Below are 14,882 nucleotides of genomic sequence, written 5' to 3' on the forward strand. Positions count from 1 at the left end.
CCACGGTCTTCACCACGTCACCTCGGTCCTGAAGGTTTCCTGCCCGACCCGCACAGCATTTCCGTTGGGCTGTGTTCGCCGCGATGCTTTTCATCTGTGGCTGAAACACCCTGGTAACGTGCTGTGATGGTGTGCATACTCGATCGCGGGGTGGTTGCGAGTGCACAGGTGGGGACTTCATGCTTCGTATTCATTTCACCGCGGACGATCTGGCGGGTGTGCGGATCGCCGCCCGTCCTGACGTCCTGTGGGAAACGATTCTCAGCTTTCACCGTTTAAGGGACCGGCGCGGCCCGGTGGTGTTCGGCGGATGGCGCACGGAAACCAGGGCGCGGCTCGGCGGGGAGACCCGGCTGCTCGCCGCCCTCGTCCCGAGCCGCGGCTATTTCCCCGACTTCCTCACCCCGGCGGAGGGCCTCCACGGCCTCGACGACGGCCTGGGGGCGGTCCGCGGGACGCCGCCCGGCCGGCTCCGCTCGGAGCTCTCCCTGCTGGCGGCCGACCGCTCGGGCGGCCGCACCGTGCCGCACTCGCTGCGGGCCCTCGCCGACGGCGGCACGGAGCCCTTCGACCGGCTCCTCGGGGCGCTGCGCAGCTATCACCGGGCGGCCGTGGAGCCGTACTGGGCGCACATCCGGGCCCGGGTGGAGGCGGACCGGGCGCGGCGGGGCCGGGCCGTCCTGGACGGCGGCGCGGAGGAGCTCCTCGACTCGCTGCCGCCGATGCTGACCTGGCGGGCGCCGGTCCTGGAGGCGGCGTACCCGGTCGACCGGGACGTGCACCTGGACGGGCGGGGGCTGCTGCTCCAGCCCTCGTACTTCTGCCGGGGCACGCCGGTGATGCTGCGGGACCCGGCGCTGCCGCCGGTGCTCGTCTACCCGGTGACCCACGGGGAGGAGCCGACGGTCCGGCCGCCGCGCGTCTCCTCGCTGGCGAAGCTGGTGGGCCAGACCCGCGCGGAGGTCCTCCAGGCCATCGGGGACGGCGGGACGACCAGCGAGCTGGCCCGCCGGGCCGGGGTCTCGCCGGCCTCGGCCAGCCAGCACACGGGCGTGCTGCGGGAGGCCGGGCTGATCGCGACCCTCCGGCACGGGAACGCGGTGCTGCACACGCTGACGCCGCTGGGCGCCGCGCTCCTCGGGGGAGGCGAGGCCCAGCGGCGTCGTGACGAGCGCTGTTACGCGCGGAACGGGCCGGTCACCTCGTAGGTGATGCCGCCCGAGGAGCTGCCGGTGGTGCCGCGCTGGCTGGAGAAGTACAGCCGCCGGCCGTCGGGCGAGAAGGCGGGGCCGCATATCTCGGAGCCGGACTGGCCGGTGATCCGCAGGAACGGCGCGACGGTGTCGTCGGGCGTGATCAGGCAGATCTCCATGTTGCCGCCGTCCTCGGCGATGAACAGGTCGCCGGAGGAGGAGCCGGTGACGTTGTCCACGCCGGTGAGCGGGGCGGCGCCGCCGGGCACCAGCGAGTCGTCGTAGGCGAGTTCGTAGGTGTTGTTCGTGAGGTTCAGCTGCCAGAGGCGGTTGTCGCCCTTGGTGGTGAACCAGACCTTGTCGTCGGCGTAGTGGCAGCCCTCGCCGCCGTTGAACTTCTTCGCGCCGGAGACCTGGGTGCGGGTGGTGGTCGGGGAGCCGTCCGGGTCCGGCACGTTCTGCCAGGTGAAGGAGCCGGAGGTGGCCGTGCCGGCCTTGAGGACCTGGAGGGTGCCGGAGGAGAGGTTCCCCCAGGTGGTCGGGACGAACCGGTAGAAGCAGCCGTCCGACTCGTCCTCGGTCAGGTAGACGACCTTGCGGACCGGGTCGGCGGCGGCGGCCTCGTGCTTGAAGCGGCCCATGGCGTCCCGGCGGACGGCCGCGTTCACGCCGTACGGGTCGGTCTCGTAGACGTAGCCGAGGCTGACCTCCTCGCAGGAGAGCCAGGTGTTCCACGGGGTCTTGCCGCCCGCGCAGTTCTGCCGGGTGTTCGACAGGATGCGGTAGGCGCCGGTGATCGTGCCGGCCGAGTTGAACTTCACGGCGCTCGCGCCGCCGCTCGGGTTGATCTCCGAGTTGGAGACGTAGATCCAGCCGGTGCCGTCGGCGTAGCAGGCGCCGCCGTCGGGGGCGTTGTGCCAGGTGTACGAGGTGCCGGGGACGGTCTGTCCCGAGCGGGCGATGACGCGGCTGGTGAATCCGGCCGGCAGCATGATGCCGTTCGCGTCCGCCGAGCCGAGCGCGCCGTAGGGGCCGGCGCCGGGCTGGGCGGGGGCGGCGTAGGCGGCGCCCGCCATCAGGGTGCCGCCGAAGGCCGCCGCCGACGTGCCGATGACCGCTCCGCGCAGGAAACTGCGTCGCTCCACGTCTTCTCTCCAGGGGTGTGGTGACCGCCCGCCGCCCGGTCAGCGGCGGGGTCGCGCGAGGGGAATCTAGGAGGGCGGAATTGACTGTGCATCAACAAACGGTGACGGGGAAGGGGCGCGTGCGGGGCGGGGGAGTCGGCGCGGACGGGAAGCGCCGGGTTCGCGCCATGGTCGCCCCGCACCGTGGACGGGCACCGGCGCGCGGGCGCCCGGACCCGCGCCGGGTCCGGGCCGCGGTCGTCCCGCGCCGTGCGCGCCCGGTCGCCGCCGTCAGGGCCTCGTCCGAGGACTTCCCGGCGGGGCGCGTGCCGCCGCCCGTACCCGCGAAGGGAGTCACGGGCGGGACCTTCGGCACTGGGGGAGCGGGGCCGGGACCGGCAGACTGGACGCATGCGCGACATCCGGGAGCCCACCGACATCGGCGGCCGCGACGACCTCGACGTGCTGCTGCGCCGCTTCTACGGGGCCGCCTTCGCCGATCCCCTCATGGGGCCCTTCTTCACCGAGGTCGCCGGCACCGACCTGGAGGTCCACCTCCCGCGCATCGCCGACTTCTGGGAGCGGGCCCTGTTCCGTACGGCCGCGTACGCGCGGGACGCCTTCGCGCCGCACGCGGCGCTGCACTCCGCCCGTCCGCTCACCCCCGCCCACTTCGGGCGCTGGGTGCAGCTCTGGCACGCCACCGTCGACGGGCTCCACCGGGGGCCGCTCGCGGACCGGGCCAAGGCGACGGGGGAGCGGATCGCCGTCTCGATGCTGAGGCGGCTCGGCGGCCCCGGCGCGGAGGCCGAGGCGGCCTCCGGCGGGACCGGCGGTTTCGTCCCGCTGGCGGCGCTCGCCCTGCGCTCGGCCTCCTGAGCGAAAAAACTTCTCCGGGGAGCGATGAGTTCGGGCCACCCCGCCCGTCCTACCTCTCGACAGCACCGCACGACGGAGAAGAGAGCAGACCATGGCCCCGCAGATGATCTTCGTGAACCTGCCCGTGAAGGACCTCGACGTCAGCAAGGCCTTCTACGAGAAGCTCGGCTACTCGATCAACCCGCAGTTCAGCGACGAGACCGCCGCCTGTGTGGTGATCAGCGACACCATCTTCGTCATGCTGCTCACCGAGGAGAAGTTCGCCGGCTTCACCGCCCCGGGCAAGGCGATCGCCGACGCCTCGGCCACCACCCAGGTGCTGCTGACCCTGAACGCCGAGAGCCGCGAGAAGGCCGACGAACTGGCCGACCGGGCCCTGGAGGTGGGCGGCGGCCCGGCGAAGGAGGCCATGGACATGGGCTTCATGTACGGCCGTTCCTTCGCCGACCCGGACGGCCACCACTGGGAGGTCTTCTGGATGGACCCGGCCGCCACGCAGGGCTGAGCGCCCGAGCCGGGGATCAGGCGGAGACGCCGCCGTCGACCACCAGGTCCGTGCCGACGGCGGAGCCCGCCGCGTCCGACGCGAGGTAGAGGACGGCCGCCGCGATCTCGGCGGCCGAGGAGATCCTGCCGAGCGGCGACTGCTCCTTCATCCGGACCTCGCGCTCGGCCTCCGTCTCGCCGGGCAGCAGCGACATCGTGGACTCCGAGGCGCCGGGGCTGACCGCGTTGATCCGCACCCCGTCGGCGATGTGGTCGCGGGCCGCGGCACGGGTGAGCGCCGAGACGGCCGCCTTGGAGACCTGGTAGCCGAAGACGCCCGGGATCCGGACGTGCGCGCCCAGGTTGGACGAGATGTTGACGATCGCCCCGCCGCCGTGCGCCCGCATGTGGGCGACCTCGGCCTGGAGGGCGTTCAGGACCCCGGTGACGTTGGTGTCGAGCAGGGCCTGCCAGTCGTCGAGGGGGAAGTCGGCGGCGCTGTGCCCGCCCCGGAAGATCCCCGCGTTGTTGACGGCGACGTCGAGTCCGCCGTACGCCTCGACCGTGCTCCGGACCAGTGCGCGGGCGGACGCGGGGTCCGTGACGTCGGCGGTGACGGCGGTGGCGGTACCGCCCTCGGCCTCGATCAGGGCGACGGTCGCGTCGAGGGTCGCGGCCGTGCGTCCCGCGGCCACCACCCTCGCGCCCTCGGCGGCGAAGGCGCGGGCGATCTCCCGGCCGAGGCCGGAGCCGGCGCCGGTGACGAGGACGGAACGGCCGGTGAAGCGTGCGGAAGCGGACATGGGAACTCCCCTGTCGTCGGAGGTCGGTCGGAATCGCCGGTCGAGTGGAATCGCCGGCCGCGCGGAATCGTCGGTCACGTGGCGAGACGGACGGTGAGGAGGGCGAGGGCGGCGAAGAGCGCCGCCGCCGCGGCGAGCGGCGCGGCCGGGCCGCCGAGGGTGAGCAGGGCGGCGAAGAGCACGGTCGGCCCGAGCTCCATCGCCGTGTTCAGGACGCCGCCGGCGAGCCCGGCCCGGTCGGCCGGGACCCGTTCGGTGGCGAGGACGGCGGCGCCCGCGAAGGAGAGCGCCCCGCCGGCGGGCAGCAGGAGCAGTCCGGGCAGCAGCCCGTACGCGTAAGGGAGTTCAGCGCCGGTTGCGAGCAGCGCGAGCCCCGCACCGGCCGCGCCGAGTCCGGCGGCGGTGACCCGGCCGGGCCCGTACCGGCCGAGCAGCGGCCCCGCGCACCGGCCGGCGCCGAGCAGCGCGGCGGCGAAGGGCACGAAGGCGGCCGAGGTGAGCGCGACCGAGTAACCGCGCTGCCGCTGGAGGTCGAGCGAGAGCAGGACGAAGACGGTGGCGGTGCCGGCGGCGGTGAGCGCGATCGCGGTGAGCCCGAGGAGCCGCCGCCGGTCGCGCAGGAAGTCCGGCGGGAGCAGCGGGTCGGCGGCCCGGCGTTCGGCGCGGGCGAAACCGGCGAGCAGGGCGAGCCCGCCGAGCAGCGGTACGAGGACGGGCGCGGAGTCCCACGGGTGGGCGTCGGTCAGCACCAGGCCGGTGCTGGCGAGCACGATCCCGGCGGTGGCGAGCAGGGCGCCCGGCAGGTCGAGGGCGCGGTCCGCGCCGGGCGGGGTGGCGGGCAGCAGCCGGGGCGCGAGGAGCAGGGCGGCGAGCGCGACGGCGACCGGCACGGCGAAGGAGGCGCGCCAGGAGGCGGCGGCGGTGAGGGCGCCGGAGAGCAGGTTCCCGGCGGTGGCGCCGAGCACGGAGAGGCCGCCCCAGGTGCCCATCGCCCGTCCGTACGCGGCGGGTCCGGGGTACAGGGCGCGCAGCGCGCCCATCGCGGCCGGGGCGACGAGCGCGGCTCCGGTGCCCTGCGCGAAGCGGGCGCCGAGCAGGGCGGCGTAGCCGGGGGCGAGCGGGGCGAGCGCGGAGGCGGCGGCGAAGAGGAGCAGTCCGGCGGTGAGCGCCCGGCGGGCGCCGTACCGGTCCGCGAGCCGGCCGCCGAGCAGCAGGAGCCCGGCGAAGGTCAGCCCGTAGGCGGCGCTGAGCAGGATCAACCGCCCCTGGTCCAGGCCGAATTCGTCGGCGATCCGGGGAAGCGGCACGGCGAGCGAGGCGAGCGTGAAGACGAGCGTCGCCTGCACGGTCCCGAGCAGGGCGAATCCCCGGCGGGCAGCCCGGTGGCCCCCCGGGGGCGTGATCGGTGTCGCGGTTCCCTCGTACGTCGTCATGCCGTCCCCCCGTACCCTCCATATTTGACCGTACGTTCCAGAATGAGGCCCGAGAAAAGGCGCCCCCGCAAGGGCGCCCGTCCTTCCGGCCGCTCAGTCGAGCAGCCGCAGGGCCTCCTCCGCCGCGTCCCGGACCCTGGCCGGGTCCGTCGACGCCTTGCCGACCACCCGGATCCCCTGGAGCAGGACCAGGAGCATCCGGGAGAGGGCGCGCGGATCGCGGTCCCCCGGCAGTTCCCCCTGCGCGCGGGCCCGGGTGAGCGCCGCGTGCAGCAGGGTCTCGATCTGCTCCCAGCTGAGCTCCACCCGGCGGGCCACCGCCGGATCGCGCGGGGCCAGCTCCGCCGCCGAGTTGGTGACGAAACACCCGCTCAGGCGCAGTCCCTCCGCCGTCGCCTCGGCGGCGAAGCGGCGGACGAGCGCCCGCACGGCCGGCAGCGCCGGGCCCGGCGCGGACAGCTCCTCGACGAGCCGGGGGTCCCGGGTCTCCAGGTAGCGGTCCATCGCCTTCAGGTACAGCTCGTGCTTGCTGCCGAAGGTCGCGTAGAGGCTGGCCCGGCCGATCCCGAGGTGCTCCACGAGGTCCGCCATCGACGTCGCCTCGTAGCCGCGCGCCCAGAACAGGTCGAGCGCCGCCTGGAGCGCGGCCCCGGGGTCGAATTCCTTGGTCCTGGCCACGCGAGGACCGTACGCCTTTCTGGAACGACCGGTCAAGCTTTCTCGGGGCGGTCCCGTCAGGTGAGGCGGACCGGGTAGACCGCCACCGTCACCTCGTCGTCGTCCAGGCACCGACCCGTCTCCAGGTCGAAGCGCTGCTTCAGCAGCGGCGAGGCCACGAACGGCCGCCCGTCCGCCGTTCCGATCAGCCCCCGGGACAGCACCTGCGCCCCGGTGAACGGATCGCGGTTGTCGATCGCGTACGCCCGCCCCGCCCGGTCCCGGAAGACCGCCGCCTGCCGGCCGTCCGGCAGCAGCGCCGCCAGGCCGCGGCCCGGGGTCAGCCGGGCCTCCTCGCAGACCGCCATCCAGGAGTCGGGGGCCGGGGAGAGTTCGAGGGTCGCCGTGGTCATCGGGAGGCTCCTTCCAGGGTGCCGATCGTCAGGATCGTGAGGTCCGGCTTGATCTGGTCGCGCTCCGGCACGAACCGGACCGTCGGGTCGGGCGTCTCCGGCGCGTTCACGAAGGAGACGAAGCGCCGCAGCCGCTCCGGGTCGTCCAGGGTCCGCGCCCACTCGTCCTGGTAGTCGGCGACGTGCGCGGCCATCAGGCCCTCCAGCTCGTCGCAGAGGCCCAGCGAGTCCTTCACGATCACGTCCCGGAGGTGGTCGAGGCCGCCCTCCAGGCGCTCCAGCCACACCGACGTCCGCTCCAGGCGGTCCGCCGTCCGGATGTAGAACATCAGGAACCGGTCGATGAGCCGGATCAGTTCGGCGTCCGACAGGTCCTGGGCGAGCAGGTCGGCGTGGCGCGGGGTCGCGCCGCCGTTGCCGCCGACGTACAGGTTCCAGCCGTTCGCCGTGGCGATCACGCCGAAGTCCTTCGACTGGGCCTCGGCGCACTCGCGGGCGCAGCCGGAGACCGCCGACTTCAGCTTGTGCGGGGCGCGCAGGCCCCGGTAGCGCAGCTCCAGCTGGATCGCCATCTTCACCGAGTCCTGGACGCCGTAGCGGCACCAGGTCTGTCCCACGCAGGACTTCACGGTGCGCAGCGCCTTGCCGTAGGCGTGGCCGGACTCGAAGCCGGCGTCCACCAGGCGGGTCCAGATCGCCGGGAGCTGGTCGACGCGGGCACCGAAGAGGTCGATCCGCTGACCGCCGGTGATCTTCGTGTAGAGGCCGTAGTCGCGGGCCACCTCACCGATCACGATCAGCTTCTCCGGGGTGATCTCGCCGCCGGGGATGCGGGGGACCACCGAGTAGGAGCCGTTGCGCTGGAGGTTGGCGAGGTGGTGGTCGTTGGTGTCCTGGAGCGCGGCCTGCTCGCCGTCCAGGATGTAGCCGTCCAGGCCGATGGCCGGTGCGAGCGAGGCCAGGATCGAGCCGACGGTCGGCTTGCAGACCTCGCAGCCCTCGCCGCCCTTCGCGCCGTCCCGGCCGTGCGAGTCGAGCAGCGCCGCGAAGGACGTCACCCGCAGGGTGCGGGCGATCTCGTACAGCTCGCTGCGGGAGTACGAGAAGCAGCCGCACAGGCCCTGGTCGGCCGCCTTCGGCAGCAGCTTCTCGATGACCTTCACGCAACTGCCGCAGCCGGTGCCGGCCTTGGTGCACTTCTTCACCTCGGGCAGCGAGGCGCACTGGGTGATGGCGTGCTTGGTCACGTTGTGGCAGGAGCAGATGACGGCGTCGTCCGGCAGCGCCGACGGGCCGAGCGCCACCGGTGCCCCCGCGCCCGCCGGGAGCACCAGCTGCTCGGGGGAGACCGGCGGTCTGGTGCCGGTCAGCGGGCGCAGCAGGCCGTACGACTCGGCGTCGCCGACCAGGACGCCGCCGAGGAGCCGGCCCTCGCCGTCCACCACCAGCTTCTTGTAGACGCCGGCGCGGGAGTCCGCGTACACGACGTCGAGGCAGCCCTCGGTGGTGCCGTGCGCGTCGCCGAAGGAGGCGACGTCCACGCCGAGCAGCTTCAGCTTGGTCGACAGGTCGGCGCCGGTGAAGCCGTCCCCGGGCTCCTCCTCGGCGAGCACGCCGGCCACCGTCTGCGCCATCTCGTACCCCGGCGCGACCAGGCCGTAGACCCGCCCGTCCGCGGCGAGCGCGCACTCGCCGATCGCGAAGACCGCCGGGTCGGAGGTGCGGCAGTGCGCGTCGACGGCGATGCCGCCGCGCTCGCCCACGTCGAGCCCGCACTCGCGCGCCAGCTGGTCCCGGGGACGCACGCCCGCCGAGAACACCACCATGTCGACGGCGAGTTCGGAGCCGTCCGACAGCCTCATGCCGGTCACGGACCCGTCGGCCGTCACGACCTCCTGGGTGCCCGTGCCGGTGTGCACGGTCAGCCCCATCTGCTCGATCGTCCGCAGCAGCGCCGCGCCGCCGCCCTCGTCGACCTGGACCGGCATCAGCCGCGGGGCGAACTCCACGATGTGGGTGTCGAGCCCGAGGCCCTTCAGCGCGCCGGCCGCCTCCAGACCCAGCAGGCCGCCGCCGACCACGGCACCCGTCGTCGCCGTCTTCGCGTACTCCTCGATGGCGAGGAGGTCCTCGATCGTCCGGTAGACGAAGCAGCCGGTGGCGTCCTTCCCGGGCACCGGCGGGACGAAGGGGTACGAGCCGGTGGCGAGCACCAGGTGGTCGTAGGCGACGGTCCGCCCCGACCGGGCGGTCACGGTCCGCGCCGCGCGGTCGATGGCCACGACGGGCTCGTCGGTGTACAGCTCGATGCCGTGCCTCTCCATGAAGCCGTCCTCGACCATCGACAGGTCGTCGGGCGTCTTCCCGGAGAAGTACGAGGTCAGCTGGACGCGGTCGTACGCCGGGCGGGGCTCCTCGCAGAGGACCACGATCCGGGCCCGCTCGGTGACGCCCCGGTCGGCGAGCGCCTCCAGGAACCGCTGGCCGACCATTCCGTGGCCGACCAGGACGATGGTGGGGGTGGTCATGAGGAGCCTCCGTCGTGGGTGAGCAGGTGAAGCAGGGGGGCCTCCGGGAGGGCCTCGTCGCCCTCCCAGGCCCGGGCGAGCGCGCCGACCGCGGCCAGATCGCCGAGGAGGACGCCCCCGACGAGCCGGTTGTCGCGGACGACGACCTTGCGGTAGGCGCCCTTGGTCGCGTCGGCCAGCTGGACGACGTCGTCCCCCGGCCGCGGGGTGGCCTCGCCGAAGGCGGCGAGGTCCAGCGGCTGCGCACCGCCGAGGGTGAGCCGGGTGAGGGCCCGGGTGCCGGTGTAGCGGGGCCCGGCGGTGCCGGACAGCACGTCGGCGAGGACGTCGGCCTGTTCGAGCGCCGGGCCGGCCAGGCCGTAGACCCGGCCGTCGTGCTCGGCGCAGTCGCCGATCGCGTGGATGTACGGGTCCGAGGTCCGCAGCTCGTCGTCGACGACGACGCCGCCGCGGACGTCGAGCCCGGCCTCGCGGGCCAGCGCCACCCGGGGCCGCACCCCGCAGGCCAGGACGACGACCTGGGCGTCCAGGACGAAGCCGTCGGCCAGTTCGACCGCCGTCACCGCCCCGTCCCGCTGCCGCAGCCCGCTGACCCGGCACTCGGTGTGCGTCTCGACGCCGAGACCGTCCAGGTGCTCCCGCAGCAGCCCGGAGGCGTGCGGGTCCAGGTGCCGCTCCATCAGGCCCTCGCCCTGCTGGGTGAGGACCACCTCGGCGCCGAGCGCGGCGAGCGCCCGCGCCGCCGACACCCCGAGGAGGCCGCCGCCGATGACGACCGCCCGCACCCCGGGCCGGACGACGGCCCGCAGCGCCAGGCAGTCGTCGAGCGTGCGGAAGGAGTGCACGCCCTCCGGGAGCTCCGCCCCGCGCAGACCGCGCAGCGGCGGCAGCACCGGGTTGGAGCCGGTGGCGAGCACCAGCCGGTCGTACGGCACGAGCTCGCCGTCGGAGCACTCCACCGTCCGGGCCGCCCGGTCGATCCCCACCACCCGCACCCCGCGGCGCACCGGCTCGCGCGGCTCGGGCAGGGCGACGACCTCGGGGGCGTACCGTCCGGCGAGGACGTCGGCGAGCAGCACCCGGTTGTACGGGGTGTGCGGCTCCTCGCCGAGGAGGGTGACCGGCAGGCGCTGGGCGAGGCGGAGGCCCGCCGTTCCGCCTCCGACCACCACGATCCGTGTACTCATGTCCGGAAGGGTGCGGGCCCGGTGTTTCCCGGTGGCATCCCGGCTGTTTCCCGCACGGAACGCTGATCTCCGCGGGGCGGGGGGCGGGCTGTGAGGGCGCGGGGCCGCCCAAGCTCAGAGTTCGCTCAACGATCACGGGATCCGTGGACGGGCCAACGATCCCGTCCCTAGGCTCGCCGCATGCCCGAGATCACGCTCACCACCCTCGTCCTGCTGTGTCTGGCCGCGCTCGTCGCGGGCTGGATCGACGCCGTGGTCGGAGGCGGCGGGCTGCTGCTCCTGCCGGCGCTGCTGATCGCCTTCCCGAACGCGGCGAACGGATACGTCCTCGGCACCAACAAGGCGGTCGCGATCGTGGGCACGACCGGTGCGGCCGTCACGTACGCGCGCAAGACGAAGGTGCCGGTGGGGACGGCGGTGCGGGTCGGGCTCGCGGCCCTCGCGGGTTCGTCGTTCGGCGCCCTGTTCGTGACCATGGTCAGCAAGGAGGTGCTGCGTCCGCTGATCATCGTCGTGCTGGTCGCGGTGGCCGCGTTCGTGATCCTGAAGCCGTCGTTCGGCGTGCGGGCGGAGGAGGACCGGGCGCCGCTCACCCGGGCCCGGATCGTCACGGCGATCGTCCTCGTCGGCGGCGGGATCGGCTTCTACGACGGGCTGTTCGGGCCCGGCACCGGCACCTTCCTGGTGCTCGCGCTGACCGCCGTGCTCCACCTCGACCTGGTGACGGCCTCCGCCACCGCCAAGATCGTCAACGTCTGCACCAACGGGGGCGCGCTCGCCATGTTCGCCTACCAGGGCACCGTCTACTGGCAGCTGGCCGCGCTCATGGCTGCCTTCAACCTGACCGGCGGGATGGTCGGCGCCCGGATGGCGCTCAGCAAGGGCTCGGGGTTCGTCCGCGGGGTGCTGCTGGTCGTGGTCCTGTCGATGGTGGCGAAGCTGGGCTGGGACCAGTGGGCGTGAGCCGCCGGCTCAGCGCACGCCGATGAGGTGCCCGAAGGCGACGACGTTGCCCTGGTAGCCGCCGCCCTTCTCGGAGAAGCCGCCGCCGCAGGTGATGACGCGGAGCTCGGCGCGGTCGGTGGCGCCGTACACCTTCTCGTCGGGGAAGGCGTCGTTGTCGTAGACCTCGACGGCGTCGACGGTGAAGACGGCCGTCTTCCCGTCCTCCCGGTCGATCTCGATCCGGTGCCCCTTCTTCAGGGCGCCGAGCGTGTAGAAGACGGCGGGGCCGCCGGCGTTGTCCACGTGGCCCGCGACGATCGCGGTGCCCTTGGCACCGGGCGTGACGCCGTCCCCGTACCAGCCGGCGAGGTTCCGGTCCTCGGCCGGCGGCACCTCCAGGGAACCGTTCGCGGCGAGGCCGAGCCGGGTCATCGGCGCGTCCACGTCCGTCTCCGGGATGCGCAGCCGCACCGGCGGGGACGACGGCAGCGGGTCGGCGGCGGCGTCCGTGTGGACGCTCGGGCCGGCGGCGAAGGCCTGGGCGGCGGACGGGACGGGCGGGGTGACGTCCTGCGAGCCGTTCTGGACGAGCCAGAGGCCGACGCAGGCGGCCACCGCCAGGCCCCAGCCCTTGCTCCTGTTGCTCACGTCGGTTCCTCACGAGGTCACGGGGACACGGGGATCGGGCATCGGGCGGAGAGGGGGAGAGGGGGAGAGGGGCGAAGGTCCCGCCCCCGGCCGGCCGTGTGCGGATGCCGGGCGGGGGCGGGACGGGGCGGTGTGATCAGTGGCCCTGGGCGCCGCTCGCCCGGCGCCGCATGAGCCACACACCGCCGACGGCGGCCGCGGCCAGCACCGCCGCGCCCGCCGTGACCTGGGCGGTGTCGGGGCCGATGCTGCCGCCGACACCGGTCTTGACGTGACCGCTGGGCTCGCGGTGCTTCACGGTCAGCTCGCCGCGGGCGGTCCGGCCGTTGTCGCAGGCGACGGCGATCCAGTGGGTCCCGGGCCTGGCGTGCTGGGGCAGCGTGAACTGGCCCACCACGACCTCCTTGTGCGTGCTCGGGCGGAGCTGGAACTCTCCGGCGCCGACCGAGTTCGCGTCGCCGACGCCGTGGCCGTTCTTGCCGCAGGCCAGGGTGTTCACGGTGACGGTGGTGCCGGGGGACGCGGAGGAGGGGTAGATCTCCAGCGTCTGGGGGCCGTCGTCGTTCGCGTACGCGGCCGGCGCGGCGAAGGCGCCGAGCGCGACGACCGTCAGCGCGGTTCCGGTGAGCAGGCGGGCAGTGGGGCGCATGGTGGGGTCCTCCGGGGCGCGCGGTCGTTCGGTCGTACGGTCTTCCGTACGACCGAGCAAACGGCCCCGGCGCGCCGCCCGCCTGCTGATGGCGCGTCAGGATTGCTCCGTCCGATACGGCGCGTCGGCTGGAGGCGGTGCGTTTCCGCAGGTCAGAGCTGGTTGTGGGCCGTCGGGCGAGGTGGCGTGCCGAACGGGTGAGCGGGCCCCGGGGAAGGTCCGCGCACACCCCGGCCGCTCCGTCAGTCCTCGTCCTCCGGGGCGTTCTTGCCGCCCTTGCGCCGGGCGAGGGCCTCCAGCCACGCCTGGGCGTCGGCGCCGAAGTCGCGGCTTCCGACCTCGTGGTGCGCGGCGACGAACCGCAGCGCCTTCGGCTGGTCCCTCCAGTAGCCGTCGCGGCCCTGCCGGAACCGGCGCAGGAAGATCTCGGACCCGACCGCGTTGGTGTGGAAGGTCAGCTCCACCTGCGACGGGCGGCCCTCCCCGCCCCGCCGGTCGGTCAGCCTGAAGCCCTGCCACAGGTAGAGGTGGTACTCCGCCGAGCTGATCGAGTTCTCGTGGACGCGGGAGCTCTCGAAGGCGTACCCCTCGGCCTCGAAGGCGTCGAGGACGGCCTCGTGCAGCGGCAGCGTCTCCACCCGCACCGGGTCCAGGTCCGTCGCCGCCTTGACGCCGACCGCCTCGACCTCGGTCCGGACGCCGATCGAGACGCCGAGCCGCTCGCCGCGCATCTCGTTCGGCGGCGTCTCCCACTTGAGGCGCTCGGAGAACGGGATGCGCCGCTCCTCGCCCTTCTTCAGCTCGAACCAACCGCTGGCGCTGGGGTAGCAGAGCGTCGCGCCGTCGTCCTTGCCGTCGTCGTCCCCCTTGTGCGCCAGGGACGCGTTGACCACCATCCGCATGCGTATCGACTCGATCTTCAGGTCGCGCTCGGGCGCGCGGACCACGACCTCGCCCTTCAGCTTCCCGCCCGGGCGGACCGGCTCGTCGGGGACGATCGTGTCGATCTCCAGCGGGATCCCGCCACTGCCGAAAAGTCTCTTGAACACCATGGCCGCAGGCTAACCGGCGGAACCGTCCCCGTCACCGGAATCGATCTCCTCGCCCGGCACCTCCGCGTAGGCCCCCAGGACCCGTGCCATCAGCGCCTCGTCCACCGGGTACGTCACCCCGTCGACCGCCGTCACGGGAGCGATCGTGCGCGAGTTGGCGGTGAAAGCGGCCCGGAACCCCGGCAACTCGCCCAGGGCGACCGGGCGGTGGACCGACGGCAGCCGGGGTGCGAGCAGCGCCATGGTGATCCCGGTGAGGTGCGGCGCCGTCGGCCACACCAGCGAAGTGCCGTCCCAGAAGGCGATGTTGGCGACCGCGCCCTCGGCGACCTCGCCCGCCGGCGTCGTCAGCAGCGCCCCGTCGAAGCCGGCCCGGCGCGCCGCGTCGCCGTGGTACGTCTGCCCGAAGCCGCCCAGGTGCTTGAGGTGCGCCGCCGGGCGCAGGTAGTCGACGGCCGTCAGCCGCTGCGGCGCGCCGAGGCCGTCGGGCGCGGCCTCGCGGACGGTGACGACCACCCGGACCCGGGGGCCGTCCCCGTACACGTACACCCGCGCCGAGGAGTCCCGCCGGCCGGAGGCCCCGACGGCCCGCGCGAGGAGGTCCCGGACCCGTCCGCCGGGCAGCGGCTCGCCGAACAGCTCGCGGGTGGCCCGGTCGAGGCGGTCGAGGTGCAGGCCGAGGCCCTTCACCCGGCCGTCCCGCACCTGCATCGCGGTGAAGTGGCCGTAGCCGCTCAGCACGGCCGCGAGGGAGGCGGGGTCGGCGGCCGGGACGCCGTCGATCTCGATGTGCGCGGGCGAAGTCGTCATGCCCTCACCGTAGTCCGGAGGAGGTGCGGAAAATCCCCGCTTGACCTCAACCAAACTTGAGGTACCAGGATCCTC

The 14,882-nt window shown here is 73.9% G+C and carries 15 protein-coding genes; 4 read left to right on the plus strand and 11 right to left on the minus strand.

What is annotated here, in order from left to right:
* Positions 1 to 179 precede the first annotated feature (179 nt).
* On the plus strand, positions 180 to 1,208 hold the full coding sequence (locus tag IE245_RS11985; RefSeq protein ID WP_189946790.1) for an ArsR/SmtB family transcription factor: 1,029 nt from the start codon (positions 180 to 182) through the stop codon (positions 1,206 to 1,208).
* Here the strand turns inward: IE245_RS11985 and IE245_RS11990 are convergent.
* Positions 1,178 to 2,338, minus strand: a complete 1,161-nt coding sequence (locus IE245_RS11990; RefSeq protein ID WP_189946791.1) for a PhoX family protein — start codon at positions 2,336 to 2,338, stop codon at positions 1,178 to 1,180. The genes IE245_RS11985 and IE245_RS11990 overlap by 31 nt on opposite strands.
* Positions 2,339 to 2,728: 390 nt before the next feature.
* On the opposite strand from IE245_RS11990, the gene IE245_RS11995 reads away from it, so the two are divergent.
* Together IE245_RS11995 and IE245_RS12000 are read left to right on the plus strand one after the other, a co-directional pair.
* Entirely contained in the window at positions 2,729 to 3,196 is a 468-nt protein-coding gene (locus IE245_RS11995) for a group III truncated hemoglobin (RefSeq protein WP_189946792.1), read from the plus strand.
* A 91-nt stretch (positions 3,197 to 3,287) separates the two neighbouring features.
* Positions 3,288 to 3,701: a VOC family protein gene (locus tag IE245_RS12000; RefSeq protein WP_189946793.1), complete on the plus strand. Its 414-nt coding sequence runs from the start codon at positions 3,288 to 3,290 to the stop codon at positions 3,699 to 3,701.
* 16 nt (positions 3,702 to 3,717) lie between these two features.
* Here the strand turns inward: IE245_RS12000 and IE245_RS12005 are convergent, their stop codons facing one another.
* From IE245_RS12005 to IE245_RS12030, 6 genes are all read right to left on the minus strand, one after another.
* Positions 3,718 to 4,485: an SDR family NAD(P)-dependent oxidoreductase gene (locus tag IE245_RS12005; protein ID WP_189946794.1), complete on the minus strand. Its 768-nt coding sequence runs from the start codon at positions 4,483 to 4,485 to the stop codon at positions 3,718 to 3,720.
* 74 nt (positions 4,486 to 4,559) lie between these two features.
* Positions 4,560 to 5,918 carry an MFS transporter gene (locus IE245_RS12010; RefSeq protein ID WP_189946795.1) on the minus strand — a complete coding sequence of 453 codons (1,359 nt, stop codon included), beginning with the start codon at positions 5,916 to 5,918 and terminating at the stop codon, positions 4,560 to 4,562.
* Positions 5,919 to 6,011: 93 nt separating this feature from the next.
* On the minus strand, positions 6,012 to 6,596 hold the full coding sequence (locus IE245_RS12015; protein WP_189946796.1) for a TetR/AcrR family transcriptional regulator: 585 nt from the start codon (positions 6,594 to 6,596) through the stop codon (positions 6,012 to 6,014).
* 56 nt (positions 6,597 to 6,652) lie between these two features.
* Positions 6,653 to 6,988 carry a nitrite reductase small subunit NirD gene (gene nirD, locus IE245_RS12020; RefSeq protein WP_189946797.1) on the minus strand — a complete coding sequence of 112 codons (336 nt, stop codon included), beginning with the start codon at positions 6,986 to 6,988 and terminating at the stop codon, positions 6,653 to 6,655.
* Entirely contained in the window at positions 6,985 to 9,516 is a 2,532-nt protein-coding gene (gene nirB / locus IE245_RS12025) for a nitrite reductase large subunit NirB (RefSeq protein WP_189946798.1), read from the minus strand. The genes nirD and nirB overlap by 4 nt, the downstream gene beginning before the upstream one ends.
* The gene (locus IE245_RS12030; protein ID WP_189946799.1) at positions 9,513 to 10,703 is read right to left on the minus strand and encodes an NAD(P)/FAD-dependent oxidoreductase; all 1,191 of its coding nucleotides are present in this window, start codon (positions 10,701 to 10,703) and stop codon (positions 9,513 to 9,515) included. Before IE245_RS12030 ends, nirB begins: the two co-directional genes overlap by 4 nt.
* A 180-nt stretch (positions 10,704 to 10,883) precedes the next feature.
* Here IE245_RS12030 and IE245_RS12035 point away from each other — a divergent pair, with 180 nt between their 5' ends.
* On the plus strand, positions 10,884 to 11,666 hold the full coding sequence (locus tag IE245_RS12035) for a sulfite exporter TauE/SafE family protein (RefSeq protein WP_189946800.1): 783 nt from the start codon (positions 10,884 to 10,886) through the stop codon (positions 11,664 to 11,666).
* A 9-nt stretch (positions 11,667 to 11,675) separates the two neighbouring features.
* Here IE245_RS12035 and IE245_RS12040 read toward each other — a convergent pair whose 3' ends face one another.
* From IE245_RS12040 to IE245_RS12055, 4 genes are all read right to left on the minus strand, one after another.
* The gene (locus IE245_RS12040) at positions 11,676 to 12,296 is read right to left on the minus strand and encodes a class F sortase (RefSeq protein WP_189946801.1); all 621 of its coding nucleotides are present in this window, start codon (positions 12,294 to 12,296) and stop codon (positions 11,676 to 11,678) included.
* A gap of 136 nt (positions 12,297 to 12,432) precedes the next feature.
* On the minus strand, positions 12,433 to 12,945 hold the full coding sequence (locus IE245_RS12045; RefSeq protein WP_189946802.1) for a GVDTG sorting domain-containing protein: 513 nt from the start codon (positions 12,943 to 12,945) through the stop codon (positions 12,433 to 12,435).
* 242 nt (positions 12,946 to 13,187) lie between these two features.
* Positions 13,188 to 13,997, minus strand: a complete 810-nt coding sequence (locus IE245_RS12050) for a sporulation protein (protein WP_189946803.1) — start codon at positions 13,995 to 13,997, stop codon at positions 13,188 to 13,190.
* A 9-nt stretch (positions 13,998 to 14,006) separates the two neighbouring features.
* Positions 14,007 to 14,807, minus strand: coding sequence for an aminotransferase class IV (locus IE245_RS12055; protein ID WP_189946804.1), 801 nt, complete (start codon positions 14,805 to 14,807; stop codon positions 14,007 to 14,009).
* Between the last annotated feature and the right edge of the window lie 75 nt (positions 14,808 to 14,882).

It is taken from the genome of Streptomyces roseolus (genome assembly GCF_014649855.1).
GTDB classification, from domain to species: domain Bacteria; phylum Actinomycetota; class Actinomycetes; order Streptomycetales; family Streptomycetaceae; genus Streptomyces; species Streptomyces roseolus.